Origin of the sequence: Paenibacillus glucanolyticus (assembly GCF_037333485.1) — a bacterium.
GTDB lineage: Bacteria > Bacillota > Bacilli > Paenibacillales > Paenibacillaceae > Paenibacillus_AQ > Paenibacillus_AQ glucanolyticus.
This window is the reverse complement of the sequence record NZ_CP147845.1, coordinates 5,252,294-5,271,167: the sequence shown is the minus strand read 5'-3', so window position 1 is coordinate 5,271,167 and position 18,874 is coordinate 5,252,294. Positions and strand designations below refer to the sequence as shown.

At 50.5% G+C, this 18,874-nt stretch carries 13 protein-coding genes and 1 riboswitch; all 13 genes read left to right on the top strand.

The window, feature by feature from the left end; all coding sequences use genetic code 11:
* The first annotated feature begins 189 nt into the window (after positions 1-189).
* The 13 genes from WDY75_RS24740 (at position 190) to WDY75_RS24680 (ending at position 18,786) form a co-directional block, all read left to right on the top strand.
* Entirely contained in the window at positions 190-1,080 is an 891-nt protein-coding gene (locus WDY75_RS24740; protein ID WP_006208564.1) for an ABC transporter permease, read from the top strand.
* Positions 1,081-1,096: 16 nt separating this feature from the next.
* Positions 1,097-1,978: a carbohydrate ABC transporter permease gene (locus WDY75_RS24735; protein ID WP_006208565.1), complete on the top strand. Its 882-nt coding sequence runs from the start codon at positions 1,097-1,099 to the stop codon at positions 1,976-1,978.
* 33 nt (positions 1,979-2,011) lie between these two features.
* On the top strand, positions 2,012-3,631 hold the full coding sequence (locus WDY75_RS24730) for an extracellular solute-binding protein (RefSeq protein WP_006208566.1): 1,620 nt from the start codon (positions 2,012-2,014) through the stop codon (positions 3,629-3,631).
* A 356-nt stretch (positions 3,632-3,987) separates the two neighbouring features.
* Positions 3,988-9,102, top strand: a complete 5,115-nt coding sequence (locus WDY75_RS24725) for a choice-of-anchor I family protein (protein WP_063478772.1) — start codon at positions 3,988-3,990, stop codon at positions 9,100-9,102.
* A 244-nt stretch (positions 9,103-9,346) separates the two neighbouring features.
* On the top strand, positions 9,347-9,733 hold the full coding sequence (locus WDY75_RS24720; RefSeq protein WP_063478773.1) for a hypothetical protein: 387 nt from the start codon (positions 9,347-9,349) through the stop codon (positions 9,731-9,733).
* Between the two features lie 199 nt (positions 9,734-9,932).
* Positions 9,933-10,101, top strand: a riboswitch (FMN riboswitch).
* Between the two features lie 142 nt (positions 10,102-10,243).
* Positions 10,244-11,224, top strand: coding sequence for a DMT family transporter (locus WDY75_RS24715; RefSeq protein WP_063478774.1), 981 nt, complete (start codon positions 10,244-10,246; stop codon positions 11,222-11,224).
* A 319-nt stretch (positions 11,225-11,543) separates the two neighbouring features.
* A complete protein-coding gene (locus tag WDY75_RS24710; protein ID WP_338841093.1) occupies positions 11,544-11,981 on the top strand; it encodes a sigma-70 family RNA polymerase sigma factor in 438 nt (145 codons plus the stop codon).
* A 14-nt stretch (positions 11,982-11,995) separates the two neighbouring features.
* Positions 11,996-13,045, top strand: coding sequence for a hypothetical protein (locus tag WDY75_RS24705; protein WP_231888021.1), 1,050 nt, complete (start codon positions 11,996-11,998; stop codon positions 13,043-13,045).
* A 534-nt stretch (positions 13,046-13,579) separates the two neighbouring features.
* Positions 13,580-14,542 carry an ABC transporter permease gene (locus tag WDY75_RS24700; protein ID WP_006208573.1) on the top strand — a complete coding sequence of 321 codons (963 nt, stop codon included), beginning with the start codon at positions 13,580-13,582 and terminating at the stop codon, positions 14,540-14,542.
* Between the two features lie 13 nt (positions 14,543-14,555).
* Positions 14,556-15,428 (top strand): carbohydrate ABC transporter permease, encoded by an 873-nt coding sequence (locus WDY75_RS24695; protein WP_006208574.1) that lies wholly within the window; start codon positions 14,556-14,558, stop codon positions 15,426-15,428.
* 44 nt (positions 15,429-15,472) lie between these two features.
* The gene (locus WDY75_RS24690) at positions 15,473-17,098 is read left to right on the top strand and encodes an extracellular solute-binding protein (RefSeq protein ID WP_063478775.1); all 1,626 of its coding nucleotides are present in this window, start codon (positions 15,473-15,475) and stop codon (positions 17,096-17,098) included.
* Positions 17,099-17,186: 88 nt separating this feature from the next.
* Positions 17,187-17,987 (top strand): Nif3-like dinuclear metal center hexameric protein, encoded by an 801-nt coding sequence (locus WDY75_RS24685; protein WP_063478776.1) that lies wholly within the window; start codon positions 17,187-17,189, stop codon positions 17,985-17,987.
* A gap of 124 nt (positions 17,988-18,111) precedes the next feature.
* Positions 18,112-18,786, top strand: coding sequence for a GntR family transcriptional regulator (locus tag WDY75_RS24680; protein ID WP_006208577.1), 675 nt, complete (start codon positions 18,112-18,114; stop codon positions 18,784-18,786).
* The last annotated feature ends 88 nt before the right edge of the window (positions 18,787-18,874 follow it).

Sequence of the window (18,874 nt, the reverse complement as noted above, 5' to 3'; positions counted from 1 at the left end):
GCGAGACATCAATAAAATGGTCAATACCCCTGCTGCGTTCGGGTCGGTTATGATGCAAGCGTGAACCTGAATACACACGTAGACGCAGTATAGACGAAAGCGAGGGGATAACCGATTTTACAACGTCAGCTCAACAGCGTGGAAGCGCATTCAAAAATTCGCAAAAAAAGCGTTTGGCGAAGCTGGATGATGCAGGTACGCAGAAACTGGCAGCTGTATGCTCTATTTGCACCGGTTCTGCTTTACTTCATTCTGTTTCACTATGTACCCATGTATGGCGTCCAGATTGCATTTAAGGATTTTATGGCCAACAAAGGCATCATGGACAGTCCATGGGTCGGGTTCAAGCATTTTGAACGTTTTTTTGACAGCTTTTATTTCTGGCGGATTATCAAAAACACGATGGGTATCGGGTTATATGAGCTGGCGGTCGGATTTCCGATTCCGATTATTCTGGCCTTAATGATCAATGAAGCCAGATCGGGCCGATTCCGCCGATTTGTACAGACCGTAACTTATGCACCCCATTTCTTATCCACGGTGGTTGTCGTTGGCATGATTATGATGTTCCTGTCGCCGGTCAGCGGCCTCGTCAATTTCATCATTACCTCCTTTGGCGGAGAGCCTGTTTCCTTCATGACGGAACCTTCCTGGTTCAAGAGCATCTACGTATGGTCGGGCGTATGGCAGGGCATGGGCTGGAGCTCCATTATCTATCTCGCAGCGCTCGCCGGGATTGATCCGCAGCTGCATGAGGCGGCCAAGGTGGACGGCGCAGGCTGGCTCCGGCGCATCTGGCACATTAATTTGCCGGGCATAGCGCCCACGATGACGATTCTGCTCATCCTGAACATCGGTTCCGTTCTGGGTGTCGGCTTCGAGAAGATCTTCCTGATGCAAAACTCGCTCAACATGGAAGCGTCCGACGTCATTGCGACCAATGTATACCGGAGCGGTATTCTTGGGGCCCAGTACAGCTTCTCGGCTGCGGTTGGCCTGTTCAACTCCATCGTCAACTTCATCATGCTGATTGCCGTAAACCGGATTGCGCGCAGAGTCAGCGAGAACAGCCTATGGTAAGGAGGAATGATGGCATATGCCGCAGAGCCGGAGTGAACGAATAGCCGGAATATGTATTTACATTATACTCTCTTTTATTACGCTCCTTGTACTGTATCCTTTATTTTTTGTTCTCATTGCTTCCATCAGTGCTCCGGAAACGGTGATGCGGGGAGAAGTGTGGCTATGGCCCAAGGAGTTGTCGTTTGTCGGTTACGAGCGGTTGTTTGCCAACTCGGAGCTCATGCGAGGATTCCTGAACACGCTGCTCTATACCGCGACGGGAACGGCGCTGAATGTGATGATGACGATTGCGGCAGCTTATCCCCTTTCGAGGGCTGATTTTAACGGCCGCGGGCTTTTTACGGCGATAATTGTGTTCACGATGTTCTTCAGCGGGGGGATGATTCCGAATTACTTGCTGGTCAAGGAGCTTGGGATGCTGGATACGATCTGGGCGATGATCATCCCTTCAGCGGTATCGGTGTGGAACATCATCATTATGCGAACCTTCTTCCAAAGCTCGATTCCGAAGGAGATGCAGGAGGCGGCGTTTATCGACGGGGCTTCCAATATGCGAGTGCTTCTGAGGATTGTCCTCCCGTTATCCGGCCCGATTCTGGCCGTTATGGTGCTGTTCTATGCAGTTGGCCACTGGAATTCGTATTTCAGCGCCCTGATCTATTTGTCGGATCGGGCGAATTATCCGCTGCAGCTGTTCCTGCGCGAGATTCTGGTTCAGGGGCAGATGCAGGAGATGGTTGATATCAGCGATGATTCGCTGGCGCGAAGCCTGATGGATGCGGAAGCGATCAAATATGCGGCGGTCATTGTTACGAATCTGCCGATGCTGCTGCTGTACCCGTTCCTGCAAAAGTATTTTGTGAAGGGTGTTATGATTGGTGCGATTAAAGGTTGAGTACGGACAATTGATGAGGGGGATATGAAATTTATGGTTATGAAAAGATGGACTTCACTTGCATTGGCAGCTGTGCTGGCTGCCGGGCTGCTGGCCGGTTGTGGGAGCAAGAGCGGGGAAGACGCAGCGGATAAGGGAGAAACGCCGCAGGCTAATCTCAACGAGACCGGAATGCCGATTGTGAACGAGCCTCTAAATCTGACCTTTTTCACGGGTAAATCGCCGACAAACGGAAGCAAATTCGAGGAAACGCTGGTATGGAAAACCTATCAGGAGATGTCGAACGTGAATGTGACATGGAATCTCATTCCGTTTGAGACATTGACCGAGAAGAGGAACCTGGCTCTGGCCGGGGGGGATTACCCGGACGTGTTCTACTCGGCCAGGGTGGGCTCTGCGGAATTGACGCGTTATGGCGAGCAGGGGGTATTCATACCGCTGAATGATCTGATCGACAAGTATGCGCCGAACTTCAAAAAACTCATGGAAGAATATCCCGATATTCGCAAAGGACTGACGATGCCGGATGGCAAGATTTATTCCCTGCCTTCCTTCTATGATCCTGCCCTGTTGTCTATGCTGATCGGCACTCCGCTGTGGATAAATCAGGAGTGGTTGGACCAGCTCGGCATGAAAGAGCCGCAGACAACGGAAGAGTTCTATGCATATTTGAAGGCGGTCAAAGAAACGGATCTGAACGGCAACGGGTTGCATGACGAAATTCCGTTCTCTTCAACAGGCATTACGGGAATCATTGACCATCTGAAGGGTTCATGGGGGCTTGGAACGAGCGGGCTCGGCCATAAATTCGTGGATGTGGACCCGGACACAGGCAAACTTCGCTTTACCAAAGCGCTGCCGGAATACAAGGAGATGCTGGAGTTTGTGAATAAGCTCTACATGGAAGGATTGCTCGACAAAGAGATTTTCACGATTGAAGGCGGCGCACTGAATGCCAAGGGGCAGGAGGGACTGCTCGGTTCCACCATCGTGCCGAACCCGGAGACCGTTATGGGACGCAAGGAATACATCGGGCTTGGAGCGCTGAAGGGACCGCACGGAGATCAGCTCTACTCTCACGTAAAAGTCCCGATGGTGCATGTGGGCGCATTTGCCATTACGGATAAGAATCCGAACCCGGAAGCGACGATTCGCTGGATGGATTATTTCTACGGGGATGAAGGAGCCCAGTTCTATTTCATGGGCAAGGAAGGCGAGACCTATACAAAGAGTGGAGACGGTCAACTGGAATACGTGAAGGAGATTACGGAGAATTCCAATGGGCTGACGCAGGATCAGGCGCTTGCCAAGTATTTCACTTGGCTCGGCGGCAGCTACCCTGGGCTGGTTAAGGAGAGCTGGTTCAAGGGCTCGGAGACACTGCCAAGCGCCATGGCCGCTGCGGAAAAAGCAAAGCCGTATGCGGTGAAGGAGATTCTGTACAACTTCAATTTCACGATCGAGGAGACGGATGTCATGTCCTCGATCGGCAAGGACATTCAGGACTACGTAACGGAGATGGAAGCCAAATTCGTAAACGGATCTGCCTCGTTCAGCCAGTGGGAAGAGTATGTGAACACACTCAACAAAATGGGGCTGGACCGCTATATGGAAGTGTATCAGGCGGCGTATGACCGCTACCAGGCAGAGTAAGCAGAGAGATTCATAGACGCGGTGCGGAGAGGTTTTTCGCATCGCGTTTTTGCCTTCGAATAATTAGTTATATATTCCAAATGTAATGATATGATTTGTATTACAGTAGCAGAATGAAGAGGCATATACATGGGGTCTGGAGGAGGGCGGGATAGCCGCGTGAGAATCGTGTTTACCGTAATTGGCGTTGGCAGCTTGGCTTAATTAATGGCTGCTTTGAAGGAAGCCGCCGTCATTTGATTGGCGGTTTTCTTGTCGTCCAGGCGCCATTTTACATAATCCGCGACTAATATTGAGGGAGAGTTAACACTTCGGACGTACACTTGAAAATATAATAAGGTCTAAGAAGAGGGGAAATGAACTTGAAACGTAATGTCATGAAAGTCGTCTCGCTATGGATGGCAGCAGAAATAACGATGGCCTCTCTATTCTCGGCGGGAACCGTGCTGGCGGATACCAATCAGGCAGCATCTCAGCCAGTCAACGTGGAAGCAGCGCAGGGTGGAACTGCACTGGCTGCCAATTTTGGCATTTCTACTGCAGCTTTTCCGGATGCGTATGAAGAGGAGCCTTACACGGTTACGGTTGATGTGTATGGCGGACAAGCACCGTATACCTTCACCGCGGCAGGTTTGCCGGCAGGTTTGTCGATGGCAGCAGACACAGGGATCGTTACGGGAACACCTGCAACTGGACAAAAGGGCGAATATACAATTGATGTAACAGCGCAAGACAGCGCATCTGTACCGGCAACGACGCAGTCGCAGGTCACGCTGCAAGTATACGGTAAACGTTCGGAGCCGGTTGCAGACAAGCTGGCTGTCGAGATGATTGGACATTACGCTGTAGGCACCTCCAACAAAGATGGCGGTGTCGCGGAGATTGTGAAGTACAACAAGGACAATGGGAAGCTGTATTTGGTGAACGGCTCTACCCAGCCGGCAAGTTTGGAGATTGTATCTCTTCATGCCGATGGCAGCCTTGTCAAAGATAAACAGATTAACGTAGAGGCCCTGGCGGAAACGGGCAGCTTCCAGTACGGCGATCTGACCAGTGTAGACATCAATAACAAGACCAAGAAGGTTGTGGTTGCTGTCCAGGAGCTGGATCATACCAAGCCTGGAAAGGTTCTCGTCCTCGATTATGAGGGCAGCCTGATCACGTCATACGATACGGGCATCCAACCGGATATGGTTAAATACACGTCGGATGGCCGCTATATCCTGACGGCGGATGAAGGTGAGCCTCGCACAGAGACAGCTCCAGATCCGGAAGGCAGCATCACGATCATCGATACAACATCAAGCGAAGTAAGCCAACTGAAATTTGATGATCCGTCGATCATCGATGACAATGTCCACATTCGCGGAGCCGTAGAAACGGATGGCAAGATTATAACAAGCGGACCGAAAACGTCTGCCATCCACGATCTGGAGCCCGAATACATTGCCTTGTCCGAGGATGAGCAGACTGCGTATGTCGCTTTGCAGGAGAACAATGCGATGGCAGTAGTCGATATCGCCTCCAAGTCGATTACATCGGTTCGGGGACTGGGATACAAGGACTTCAATCAAACGGGGAACGAGCTGGATCTCCTGAAGGACGGCCAAATCAAGTTTGAGAACGTCCCTTTTTACGGGATGTATATGCCGGACGGAATCGCGACCTACAGCGTAAACGGACAGCAATACATTCTGTCTGCGAATGAAGGGGACGCAACTGGCTGGGACGATCGAAGCAATGAAAGTGACGTTGGCAAGTTGAAATCCGGCCTGAATCCATCCTCGGCGGCTGCCCAATTCCTGGCGGACAAAGGGAGTACCTACGATAAGGTTGAGGTTGCCAGCGATATGGGCAATGACGGATTGTACATGTATGGTGCCCGTTCATTCTCCATATGGAATGCAGACCATATGTCCCCCGTCTACGACAGCGGCAGCGATTTCGAGAAGATTACGGCTGAGCGTCTGCCGAAATACTTTAATGCAAGTAATGACAAAATCGATCTGGACAGCCGCAGCTCCAAGAAAGGACCAGAGCCGGAATATGTAACGGTGGGCAAGGTAGGGCAGAAAACACTGGCCTTTGTCGGACTGGAGCGTATTGGCGGAGTTATGACATATGACGTAAGTGATCCGTCGGCTCCGACATTCCTGAACTATATCAACACACGCGATTTTACAGCCGGCATTACCTCGGACTCCGGTCCGGAGGGATTGGACTTTATATCGGCTTTCGACAGTCCGACAGGACGTCCCTTGCTGCTGGTTGCCAACGAGGTTAGCGGAACTGTGGCTCTGCTAGAGCTCAAAGTTAGTAGAATCTCGCTGGATAAGTCTTCGTTGACACTGGCTGCAGGCGGTGCCAAGGCGCAGCTGCAAGCGACGGTTGAACCGACTCAAGGCGGTTCAACAGAGCTCGTCTGGAGCTCTACCGATGAAGCGGTAGCCACCGTGGATCAGAACGGACTGGTAACGCCACTGTCCGTGGGTGAAGCCGTGATCACCGTCCTGAGCAAGGACGGTTACGGTGCAGCGGAAGTACCCGTCCGGGTTACGGATGGTTCGGACGTAGACGAGCCATGGAAGCTGACGGTCATGCATACCAACGATACCCATGCACATCTGAGTGAAGTGGCCAGACGGGCAACGCTGGTCGAGCAAGTGCGCAGCGAGGGCGGAAACAACCTGCTGCTGGATGCAGGGGATGTATTCTCGGGCGATCTGTATTTCACCAAATGGTTCGGATTGGCCGATCTGGCCTTCATGAACTACATGGGCTATGATGCCATGACGTTCGGAAACCATGAGTTCGACCAAGGGACCCAGGCGCTTGCAGATTTCGTGAGCAAGGCACAATTCCCGCTGGTTAGCGCTAACGTGGACCTGAGCCGGGATATCAACATTTCGAACTTGCTTAAAAATCCGGCGTTGATCGACACCCGGCAACCGAAAACGACGGCCAACAGTGGGGTGTATCCTTATGTGACCCTGCTGGTTGACGGTCAGGAGGTAGGGGTGTTCGGATTAACGACCGAAGATACGGCTGAAACCTCCAGCCCGGGTAAAGACGTTATATTCAAGGATGCGGTGACTTCCGCTCAGGCTACGGTGGAAGCTATGGAGAAGGATGGACTTAACAAAATCATCGCCCTTTCCCACCTTGGTTACGCAAGGGACCAGGAGCTTGCGAAGGCTGTTGAAGGCATTGACCTCATCGTTGGCGGTCATACCCATACAACGCTGAATGCACCGGAAGTGGTTATCGACAACGATCACCAGACACCAACGGTTATCGTGCAAGCCAATGAATGGGGCAAATTCTTGGGCCGGGTAGATCTGCAATTTGACAACAACGGCGTTGTCCTCGTTGGGGAAGGCGAGCTTGGCGGCAAGTTGATCCCTGTTGACAATACGGTAGCAGAAGATACGCAGGCCAAGGACATGCTGGATCCTTATAAAGCGGAATTGGAAGAGCTGATGAAGCAGGTTGTCGGTATTGCAGCAGTCGTGCTTGACGGGAATCGCGAGAATGTCCGTTCCAAGGAGACAAATCTGGGCAATCTCATCGCTGACGGCATGCTGGCAAAAGCCAAAGAGCTTAAAAATGCCGATGTGGCTCTAATGAACGGTGGTGGTATCCGCGCCGCCATCGACGAAGGTGAAATCACGATGGGCGAACTGCGTACGGTGATGCCTTTCGGAAATACCCTGTTTGTACTGGATGTTACAGGCCAGCAGTTGAAGGACGGACTGGAGAATGGAATCAGTGGTGCCAAGCTGACGGATTTGCCGGGTAAATTCCCGCAAATCGCCGGCATGAAATTCAAGTGGGATTCAACGGCACCGGCTGGAAACAAAGTGTTTGATGTTCAGATTATGAAGGACGGAAGTTACAAACCTCTGGTACTGTCGGAGACGTACCGCATGGCTACGAACAGCTTTGTGGCCAAGGGCGGGGATGGATACAAATCCTTTGCCGACGCGATTGCCGAAGGGAAATACAACGAGGATCTGGGCTATCCGGATTACGAAATTTTTATGGAGTATGTAACGAAGTTGGGCGGAACCGTATCGCCTAAGGTAGAGGGACGGATTATCGAGCAGAAGAAACCGGCAAACCCTGGTGATGGCGGGTCGTCGCCAGAGCCTGGCACAGGATCAGGCGGATCGGGAGGCGGCGGTTCTGTCACACCGCCAACAACCGGGCCAACGTCTCCTTCGACCGGTGGCAATTCAGCAGCGAACGTGATGACAGGCGATGATCTCAAGATCGACGTCTCCGGTGGGTCAACGGCTCAGATTACCGTTAATGAAGCAGCCTGGAAGAAAGCCGTTGCCGGATTGTCAGCCAGTGGTCAGCAGGAGCTTGTGATTCGGGCTTCCGACCTGACCGGCGCTGCAGAAGCGGCCATACCGGCTGCATGGCTGATTCAAGCGGTGGAACAGAATGAGCAAGCAGTCGTGGTTGTGGAAACCGCTCTTGGCGCTTACCGTCTTCCACTGGCAGCGCTGAATCTGGATGGAGCATTGAAGCAGACACAGGGTTCAAGCAGCCTTCAGGTGAAAGTATCTGTGAGTCCGATTGGCGCCGAGATGGCAAACGATATGTCACGCAAGGCAGCTTCCATGGGTGCAGCTCCGGTGAACGGTACAGCCGTCAAGTTCGGTGTTGCCGTTGGAGCACAGGGGCAAGAGCAAGAAGTGAAAGATTTCGGGAAGAAGATGGTCAGCCGGATTTTACCGCTTCCGGCAGGAGCGAATTCAGATTCCGTTACAGCCGTGATCTATGATGATGCAGCAGGGATCTTCCGATTTGTTCCGGCTGTAAAGACCACATGGAACGGTAAACCTGCCATGGAAGTGAAGCATGCCGGGAACGGCATCTATACGCTGCTGCAGTTCAAGAAGACGTTTACGGATCTTGATGGTCACTGGGCGAAGGAACAGATTGAATCCATGGCCTCCAAACTGCTCGTGAACGGAGTGAATGCGAATGCATATGCGCCTGGCAGAGAGATCACGCGTGCCGAATTTACAGCTATGCTGGTACGCGCCATGGGCCTCAGTCCTGTAATCGAGAGCGGGAAGTTCAAGGATGTCCGTGATGACGCCGCTTATGCTGGCGAGATTGGTGCGGCCTCGCTCTACGGTATTATTGAAGGCGGTAATGGAGGAGCCTTCTCGCCAAACGCCAGCATGACGCGTGCCGAGATGGCCGTGATGCTGACCCGTGCGATGGAGGCGGTGAGTCCATCTGCTCCAGCTGGCAAGGGTACGGACGCTGTTAACAGATTCAAGGATCAAGCTTCCATACCGGCCTGGGCGGCGGCAAATATCGGTCGCTTGGCAGATCAAGGCATTGTGCAGGGTGACCACCGTGGCAACTATGGGGCCCTCGACTCGGTTACCCGCGCTCAAGCGGCGCTGGTTTTGAACCGTGCTCTGGTCCAGCTCCAATGGATGGACTAGAATCAAACTGAAGTCATGCAACCACAAGACCGTCCTTAAGGCTCTCTATGAGCCTTAAGGACGGTCTTTTCGTACAGCATCAAACACAGGAGCAGTCTATTACTGCTGTGAAATTATTGACGTTGTCCGTGTATTGAAGCGCGATCTTGTCCTGCGGTGAAGGTCAGCGCTGCCATGAATTAAACAGAAGCGCCAAGTCACCGATAATATCAGTGAATGAATAAGCTGATAAGGATGTGGCCATATGCGTATCGAATCCGACTATTCGAGCTGGAATTCTGCCCGGCTGAAGATCGCAAAGCCGGGGCAGGAAGGGTTTGAAGAGATCTTTCAGAAGAACAAGAAAGAAGAAGAGAACAAAGGCAGGCTTGTGACGGTAAGGGAAGGCGGCTATTTGCGCCAATACATCGTTCAATCGAATGGGAGCAAGATATTGTTAAGCGAAACGAAGCAGTACAAGGATGAGGCTGCCGCCGATTCATCTCATCTCTTGGCGCCTTTGCCTCAAACGGGCGGAATGAGTCTGAATACGAAGGAGGCACTCCATCTGTTGAACCTTCAGGCAGGTGCAGCAGGGATTATAGGTGGAGCCGTATTCGAGACATCACGGGAAAATGGCAAAAAATCATAGTGGTAACTAATTGATACTTGCTGTATAATTCTCAGTAAGATTAGTTGAATGTGAGATTTCTCATTGAATCCGGAGCGAAAATCATTTATTTTGAAAATAGATGTATTTACATGAAACCATTCATGTTATAATTTCAATATATCGACTAAGCTCATAGGAATTATTGGTTAATTAATGCGTTACCAAATAAAACATGAATATGGATCTTCGGGGTAAGGTGAAATTCCTAACCGGCGGTGATGGTTCGTTCCTTAACAAGAACGAACCTCAGCCCGCGACTCGCTACGTTCTGGTATTAATATGAATGCAGCGACTGACTTGGTGCAAATCCAAGGCCGACGGTAAAGTCCGGATGGGAGAAGATCAAAGATGAGTTTGCTGTGGAACGGGATAGGAATACATCCGTTTCACAGTAGGCTTGTTTGATCAGCCCCCGTATATGTCGACACATGTCGTCTACGGGGGCTTTCTGCTAGCAAGACCTCCGTATTCAAGACAGGAGAGGGCAAGATGAGTAATGTTAATACCGGAGTCGAGGTTAAACCCTACGATTCCGACACACACGCAAGCCGACGTTTTAAGGGAGGGTTTTGGCTCGTCGTTTTGGGAGCCGCCCTGTGGGGCGTTGATCCTTTATTCCGGGTCATTCTGCTGAAGAATCTGACTTCTGCTCAGATTGTGTTGCTTGAACACGTCATTATTTCGTTGATAGCTATTCCTGTATTATGGAAGAACCGCATGGAGTTAAAGGGGCTTGGATGGAATCATGTTGGTGCACTGCTGTTCATCTCTTGGGGTGGCTCGGCATTGGCTACCGTCTTGTTTACGATGGGACTGTCGAGCGGCAATCTGAATGCCGTCCTGCTTCTTCAGAAGCTGCAGCCGCTATTTGCCATTATACTGGCCAGCTTGCTGCTTAAGGAGAAGCTCCCCCGTCATTTCGGGATTTTACTCGTGATTGCTCTGGCAGGTACGTATTTGCTGACCTTCGGTTTAACCCTGCCCATTGGACATTGGAATGAATTTATTCAGGTAGGCAGCCTCTTGTCATTAGGCGCAGCAGCCTTGTGGGGTGGTTCAACGGTGATGGGACGCCTGATGGTAGGCAAGCTGAAGTACGAGACGGTAACCTCGCTGCGCTTTGTGCTGGCACTGCCCCTTCTGACCGTCATTACGTGGAGCGAGGGCGCTGCATGGAATATGCCGGCATGGGGTACAGGCGACTTTGCCCTGGTATCCTTGAATCTTATCGGTCAGGCACTGCTGCCAGGTCTTCTGAGCTTGCTTGTGTATTATAAAGGGCTGACCACGACCAAAGCCTCTGTAGCGACACTCGCTGAATTGAGTTTCCCTATGGTAGGCGTGCTCATCAACTGGATCGTATTCCAGCAGGTTGTAACAGGTCCGCAGCTCCTGGGCTTCCTGTTGATCTGGATCGTGCTGTTTATTATATCGAGACAACAATCCGAGGCTTCTCCTTCATTACAGTAATGGAGTAATTTCAAATGTGCTTGCAGAAAAGCTGATCCGAAATGGATCGGCTTTTTTTTGTCGTGACAAAGTTATTCCATTGGGTTGGTCGTACTGTGAAAGGATCATTTTATCAAAAGGTGTGTAGGGTTTTTAGAATTATAGGTGTCTTATATAGTAGCACCTGATCTATGGGGCTGGGTTCACCAAAAGAGATGATTAAGGGGGGAGGATCCATGGAGGATCGGACATTGTTGGATGGCTTGCAAGGAAAGATCTGCAATGTTTTGAAACTTTGGTTGAGCGCTATTCACGCTACATAGCCGCGGTGGTCGCTAAGGTGGCAGGTGGGCGGTTTAATTCCTACGATGTGGAGGAAATAGCCGGTGATGTGCTCATCAGGCTGTGGACAGACGGGCCCAAAATCATTCTGCGCGGGGATAGTCTCAGGCCTTATCTGGCCATAGCCGCACGCAATCATACCCTGAATGCATTGCGAAAAAGACAGCGTATCATTGAATCTGAATTGGAAGATGATGCAGTTTCATGTCCCTCTGCCGAGGCATTGGCTATTCTGCGGCAGGAGAAAGAAACGATAAGCGGCATGGTGCAGGGGATGGGCGAACCTGATCGCGAAATATTCATCCGCAGGTATTTCTATTTGGAGAAAATCCGCGACATTGCAAGCAGGCTGAATATGCAGGAGAAAGCCGTCACCGCGCGGATTCGCCGGGCAAGGGACAAACTGCGCATTCATTATGAAACCGAGAATCCGTAGGATTTCTATGAAGGATGGTGTCTATAGAAGTGAAGCTTCAAATCGATAACGAAAGGGGATGGATGCAAGTGAAGCGGCGAATTGTAGATATTATGGCCAATATCGACAATCAGAATCTGGATAATCTCCTCCTTACGGAGGATGAGGAACGCGAGTTGACGGAGCAGATCAGTATGGAACGGATCAAGAACCGAGCGATGAACCATATTCAAGAGGAGGAAACAATAGTGTTGAAAAACAGGAAAGTGAAAAAATATAAAGCCAGTATCGTTATCGCTGCCGCGATGATCATGATACTTAGCACGACCGCTTTTGCGAGCCAATACATGGATAGCTTGAAGCAGTTCTTCGGTCCATCCGCGTCCATTGCGGAAGATGAACGATCACCTATACAAGGGAAGGATACCGTGTCGGGGGTAAGCATGATTGTTGAAGAAGGCGTTTATGTCGGCAACAGCGGTTATTTGGTAGTCAGCTTCACGAAGGAGGATGGTAAGCCATTCCCCGTGGGTGCATCGATACCCGGACTTGAACTGAAAGCGGAACATGATGTGAGTTATATGGTGGCACAGCAGCTTGTGGACGATAACAAAAAGCTGGTCGGCGTATTTGAGATGGATGCGATGAATGACCTCGAAGGGTTAAAGGCACGGATCACAGCTGATCGAATCACGGCCGCGGACGCTACTCAAGCTGTTGATGGGCCATGGGATGTTCAATTTACTATTTCTGCCGGCAAGGAAAGAGAGTTGAATCTGAATCAGGCGATCCATGAAGGTGAGGAGGCACTGTCTCTCAGCACAATTCATGTTTCTTCCATCGGTGTGGCCATTGAAGGCAAGCGTACGGATGGTAAGCTGGATAAACTACCGGAATATACGCCGGAGGTTAAGGTGACTGCCGTGGACGGCTCCGTAACAAGGCTTCATGCTAGTTCCACAAGTACTACAGAGAGCGGGTTTCAGTGGCTGTATAATCTGGACAGCAAGAATAACCTCGTTTTTCTGGGGGATCTGGATATTAAAAGCATCAGCATTGACGGCAATGTGACGGAGCTGAAGTAAATCAAATGGTGGCAGGGAAACCTCAAGGGGCAGAAGCGAGAACTTCTGCCCTTTATACATGATGAATACCTTGGTAGGAATGAAATCCGATAAACCGTGACGCAACAGGCCGTAGCCTGAATCTGCTCACGGTTTTTTTGGAAATTTAGAATCGGAAATTTATAAATGATAAAAAAAGGTGTTGAAATTGTAGAAAACGTCCATTACAATGAAACCAACTACCATACTAGTTATACTAGTATACAATCATTGACTCTCTACATAGGAGGAAGAACAGGCTGGTTTTCTTTTCCGGAAGGACATCCATGAATTGGAGTCTATTTTTTAAATCAACAATGTAAGCGCTTAATATAAAAAGGGGGGATTAATGCACCGGGTGGATCATACCCAGGCTTGCCGAAGTTGAACGATGATAACGACAGTTTTGAAAGCGATTACTTATTTTGCTGTTGCATTGAAATGGGAAGAATGATGGTCTTGTTCGGATTGAACAAGCATAAGGAAAGGCCTTACGGATTGGAGTGAATGACGTCAATGGAGCCAAAAGTCGCAAATCATCCCTTGCCAGCCGTGAAAGCGGCCAAGAAACCCAAGCTTAAGATCCTCGCGGCGCTGATCCGAAAGGATTGGCAGCTGTACTCCCTGTTGGTACTGCCGATTGTATACCTGCTCATTTTCAAATACGGGCCGATGATCGGCAACATAATCGCCTTCCGACGATTTATGCCTGGAGGCAACATTTATGGAGAGAAATGGGTAGGACTGCATTATTTCAAAATGTTCATCCATGATCCCGCGTTCTGGAATGTGTTCACAAACACCTTGCTGCTTGGTGCATTGTCTCTGCTCTTTACGTTTCCCGTTCCGATTATCTTTGCGCTGCTGCTGAATGAGGTAAAGAGCAAGCGGTTCAAGAAGTTTGTCCAGACGGCATCTTATCTTCCGCATTTCCTGTCCATCGTCATCGTTGCCGGAATGATCCTGCAATTGACCTCAGTCAATGGCTCCATTAACTCTCTGGTGGAATTCTTCAATGGAGACAGAATCAATTTCATGCAGCGGGCCGAGTGGTTCCGAACGATCTATATCTCTTCGGAAATTTGGCAGGGCATGGGCTGGGGCGCGATTCTGTACCTGGCGGCATTAACAACGATTGATGAATCCCTGTACGAAGCGGCGAGAATCGACGGCGCCAACCGCTGGAAGCAAACGATGTTTGTCACGATTCCAGGCATTCTGCCAACGATTGTTACGCTGCTGATCCTCAATATGGGGGCATTCCTGGCAGTAGGTTTTGAGAAAATATTGCTGCTGTACAATCCGGTCATCTATGAGACGGCTGACGTGATCTCGACTTATCTGTACCGGGTCGGTCTCGTATCGAGCAACTTCAGTTACGCCACGGCGATCGGGCTGTTCGAATCCGTGATCGGGCTGATACTCGTATTCTCTGTGAATGCGATCTCTCGAAGACTCACGGATCGAAGCTTATGGTAAGGAGGGAGCATACATGAAGGAGTCAAGATCCTATAAGGTGTTCAAAGTGTGCAATGCCATCATTCTGCTGTTTATCGTCTTTATCACGCTGTATCCCTTCCTGAACGTGGTCGCTCAGTCCTTCAGCAGCGAGTCGTACATCAACTCCGGGAAGGTCAACCTGATTCCCAGGGGCTTCAATATCGATACCTACAAAACCGTAACTAAAGATGCCATGTTCTGGACGAATTACAAAAACACCGTTGTGTACAGTGTGGTAGGTACCGCGATATCCATGTTCCTGACCACAATCTTTGCTTACGCCTTATCGAAGAAAAGACTGCTGGGCCGCAAGTTCCTGACGATGTTTGCGGTGTTCACGATGTTCTTCAACGGAGGCCTGATCCCGAACTATGTACTCATCAACAGCCTCGGGTTCGGCAACTCCATCTGGGCGATTGTGATTCCGGGAGCCATCAGCATCTACAACATGCTCATTATGAAATCGTTTTTTGAAAATATGCCGGAAGAGCTGGAGGAAGCCGCGGCCATTGACGGCCTGAATACGTATGGCATGCTGTTCCGAATTGTGCTGCCTTTAAGTAAAGCGGTTATCGCTACGATGGTGCTCTTCTATGCAGTCGGGCACTGGAACTCCTGGTTTCCAGCCTTTCTGTATCTGGATCAGAAGGAGCTCTTCCCGGTCACGATTTATTTACGCAACATGATTGCCGGTGCAACGGGTGTCACTTCAGCTGGTGCTACCTCTGCCGATAACTTGACGCAGATATCCGCTAACATCAAGTCGGTGACCATGGTGCTGACCATCCTGCCGATCTTGACGATTTACCCGTTTGTGCAGCGTTATTTTGTAACCGGCATCATGCTGGGATCTGTTAAGCAATAGGACATCTGAACGGCCATTATGGATACCTTAGGGGGAATGGAAAGATGAAAAAGAATCCTCGTTTGTTTTGGGGCAAAGCGTTCCTGTTATCGCTGATCGTTGTGGTATTGGCTGCATGTAATGACAAAACCGGCGGCAAAGAGGCCGAAGTACAGGATAAGGGCGCCATGGAAACCTATGCGGTAGGCGATGCATTCAAGGCAACGGAGCCGTTTGACCTGTCGATTCTCTACAGCGATCAGCCTGCCTACCCGTACAAGCAGGATTGGATGCTTTTTGCTAAACTAAAAGAAATGACAAACGTGACGCTGAAGCCGACCATTGTGCCAATGAGCGATTACAGCCAGAAGCGCAGCCTGTTGATCAGCTCCGGCGACGCGCCGCTGGTCATTCCAAAGACTTACCCGGGGGAAGAATCGGCGTTTGTGGCTTCCGGGGCGATTCTTCCGATCAGTGACTATATTGACCTGATGCCGAACTTCAAGGACAAGGTCGAGAAATGGGATATGGATAGCGAACTGGAGGGACTCCGTCAGGAGGACAAAAAATATTATGTGCTTCCGGGCCTGCATGAAGCGGTATGGCCGGACTATACGCTGATTGTGCGGAAGGATATATTCGAGAAGCATGGCATTGCCATCCCGACGACCTGGGATGAGCTGTATACGGCCATGAAACAGCTCAAGCAGGAATATCCGGATGTAACGCCGTTCTCCGACCGCTTTAAATTCAACAGCACGCTGAACATCGCGGCAACGGGCTTTGGCACGAAAGCCGGATGGGGCTTCGGCAGCGGACTGACTTATCTGGAAGACAAGGATGAGTTTGTTTATACGGCAGCCACGGAAGAGTATAAGGAAATGCTGACCTACTTCCATAAGCTGGTGGCTGAAGGCTTGCTGGATAAAGAGAGTTTTACCCAGGATGACGATCAGGCCGTGCAGAAATTTGTCTCCGGCAAGTCCTTCATCATTAACGGTAATTCCCAGACCGTCGTTCAGCACCGTAACGACATGGACAAAACGCTGGGTGAAGGCAAGTATGCGATTAGCAAAATCACGGTTCCCGGCGGTCCCGCAGGCCAGCTGATGTCCGGCAGCCGTCTTGAGAACGGGGTCATGATCTCTTCTAAAGTGAAAGAGAGCGAGCATTTTAAAGCGATCCTGCAGTTTATCGATTGGCTCTATTACAGCGACCAAGGCCAGGAATTCGCGAAGTGGGGCGTTGAAGGGGTGACGTACACCAAAGAAGGCGGCGTTCGCAAGCTGATGGACGACATTAACTACAACGGACTGAATCCGAAAGGCACAAAGGATCTGCGGATTGAGAACGGCTTCTCCGGAGGGGTGTTCGCTTATGGCGGTACAACCGAGCTGCTGCAATCCATGTTCAGCGAGGAAGAGCAGCAATTCCAGAAGAGCATGAGCGAGACCAAAACCGTGGTGAAGCCGGAGCCGCCAATCCCTTACTCGGTTGAAGAACGCGAGCGAGTGACGCTGCTCAGCACGCCGCTCAAGGATTACACGGATCAAAACACGCTGAAGTTCATTCTGGGCGACCGTGATCTCGCGGATTACGACAAGTTCGTGGCAGAGCTGGATAGCCAGGGTGTGGGTCAATACCTGGAAATTGCGAATAAAACGTATAAAACCTATAAAGAGCAGAAATAACCAACGGATCACAGGCTGCCGTTTCGTCATGGAAAGGGCGGCCTGTTTTCATTCGGTGGCTGCGATGATCCAAGGAGGTTGTTGTAGATTGAGCATTACCGTTCAGGATGTTATCAATCGGTTAACTGGTTCGACGGAACCCCATGCATCCACGGTGGACAGGGTCGTTGCAGGAAGCGAGGCCGCCGTTGTCCACGGAATTGCCGTTACCTTTGCCGCATCGCATTCAGTTATCCAGAGAACGCTTCAGGCGGGAGCGAATCTGCTGATTACGCATGAGGGGGTGTTCTACAGCCATCATGAGGCCGAGTATGAAGGAATGACGGAAAGCCCCGTTTATCAGGATAAACTCCGCTTGATCCAATCTGGGAAGCTGACGATCTATCGTTTTCACGATGCGCCTCACCGGTACGTTCCTGATATGATTACGCAAGGGCTTGTCAGAGCGCTGGGCTATGAAGACGATGTCATCAAGTTTCTTCCGACGGCTGCCATCGTCACTTTGCCGAAAGCGATGATTGTCCAGGATATAGCGGAGAACGTGAAAAAAAAGCTGGGCATTCCTTACCTGCGATATACCGGAAATGAGAGCAGTGTATGCAGCAGAATCGGCATAGCCGTGGGTTATAGGGGAGGCGGATCGCATGCGATCCCGCTCTGCCTGAATGAGCAGCTGGATCTGCTCATCACGGGTGAAGGGCCGGAATGGGAAACACCTGAATACATCGGCGATGCAGCGGCCCAGGGCCGGTCTCTGTCCCTGCTTCTGCTGGGCCATGCTGCCAGCGAGGAGCCGGGCATGGAATGCGTGGCAGGACTGCTGCGCGACCTTTTTCCGGATATTCCCATACATTTTATACCGTCCGAGCCGTTAATTCAGGTAATATAGAGGAGGAATATCCTAACAGCAACAGTGATCGGAAGAAATGATCCGCATGAGTTGCGTTGCTAACTGCCGATGATAATAACGAAGTATAGAGAACATAGAGCATAGGAGAAAGAGGTAACGATATATGTCAACAGAGCAAAAGATTAAAGGCTCTACCCGTGAGTATTCTTATCATCTATTGAAGGATCGGATACTGCATCTGGAGCTGGAGCCGGGTACGAAAATCTCGGAAAAAGAAATTGCGGACGAATTGAATGTCAGCAGAACGCCGGTCCGGGAAGCGTTTATGAAGCTTGCTGAAGAGGAACTGCTGGACATCATTCCGCAAAGCGGGACGATCGTATCCCGTATTAATCTCAGGCATGTTGAGGAAGGCCGATTCATCAGGGAGAAGATCGAGAAGGAGATCGTGGCGCTTGCCTGCGATTTTTTTCCCGAACAGTTCCGTTTCCGGCTGGAGACAAATATTGCGCTCCAGGATGTATGCGCGGGCAACCATAATTTCTATAAGCTGTTTGAGCTGGATGAAGAGTTTCACCAAATTCTGTTTGAGGGTGTGCAAAAAGAACGGACCTGGAAGATGCTGCAGCAGTTGAACATTCATTTCAACCGTCTGCGACTCCTTCGGCTGTCCAAGGATTCCAACTGGGAGAATATCATCTCCCAGCATAAAGAAATGTATCAGTTGATTGTCAATAAAAAAGCGGAGCAGGCCATGAAAGTGATGGAGAGTCATCTGCGCCTTGTCGTTGTGGAGCAGGATATTTTGCGCGAGAAATATCCGCATTATTTTATATGATATCCGATCCGAACGTAAACGACGGGTTGCTCTAAAAGAGCATGATGACCGTGTCCACCTGCCGCTTACATATGGAGGGAGATGGCTT

Bases quoted from the DNA above. Each gene is read 5' to 3' on its own strand.
- WDY75_RS24740 (WP_006208564.1), top strand. From the start codon at position 190: ATGCAGGTACGCAGAAACTGGCAGCTGTATGCTCTATTTGCACCGGTT.
- WDY75_RS24735 (WP_006208565.1), top strand. From the start codon at position 1,097: ATGCCGCAGAGCCGGAGTGAACGAATAGCCGGAATATGTATTTACATT.
- WDY75_RS24730 (WP_006208566.1), top strand. From the start codon at position 2,012: ATGGTTATGAAAAGATGGACTTCACTTGCATTGGCAGCTGTGCTGGCT.
- WDY75_RS24725 (WP_063478772.1), top strand. From the start codon at position 3,988: ATGAACTTGAAACGTAATGTCATGAAAGTCGTCTCGCTATGGATGGCA.
- WDY75_RS24720 (WP_063478773.1), top strand. From the start codon at position 9,347: ATGCGTATCGAATCCGACTATTCGAGCTGGAATTCTGCCCGGCTGAAG.
- WDY75_RS24715 (WP_063478774.1), top strand. From the start codon at position 10,244: ATGAGTAATGTTAATACCGGAGTCGAGGTTAAACCCTACGATTCCGAC.
- WDY75_RS24705 (WP_231888021.1), top strand. From the start codon at position 11,996: ATGGTGTCTATAGAAGTGAAGCTTCAAATCGATAACGAAAGGGGATGG.
- WDY75_RS24700 (WP_006208573.1), top strand. From the start codon at position 13,580: ATGGAGCCAAAAGTCGCAAATCATCCCTTGCCAGCCGTGAAAGCGGCC.
- WDY75_RS24695 (WP_006208574.1), top strand. From the start codon at position 14,556: ATGAAGGAGTCAAGATCCTATAAGGTGTTCAAAGTGTGCAATGCCATC.
- WDY75_RS24690 (WP_063478775.1), top strand. From the start codon at position 15,473: ATGAAAAAGAATCCTCGTTTGTTTTGGGGCAAAGCGTTCCTGTTATCG.
- WDY75_RS24680 (WP_006208577.1), top strand. From the start codon at position 18,112: ATGTCAACAGAGCAAAAGATTAAAGGCTCTACCCGTGAGTATTCTTAT.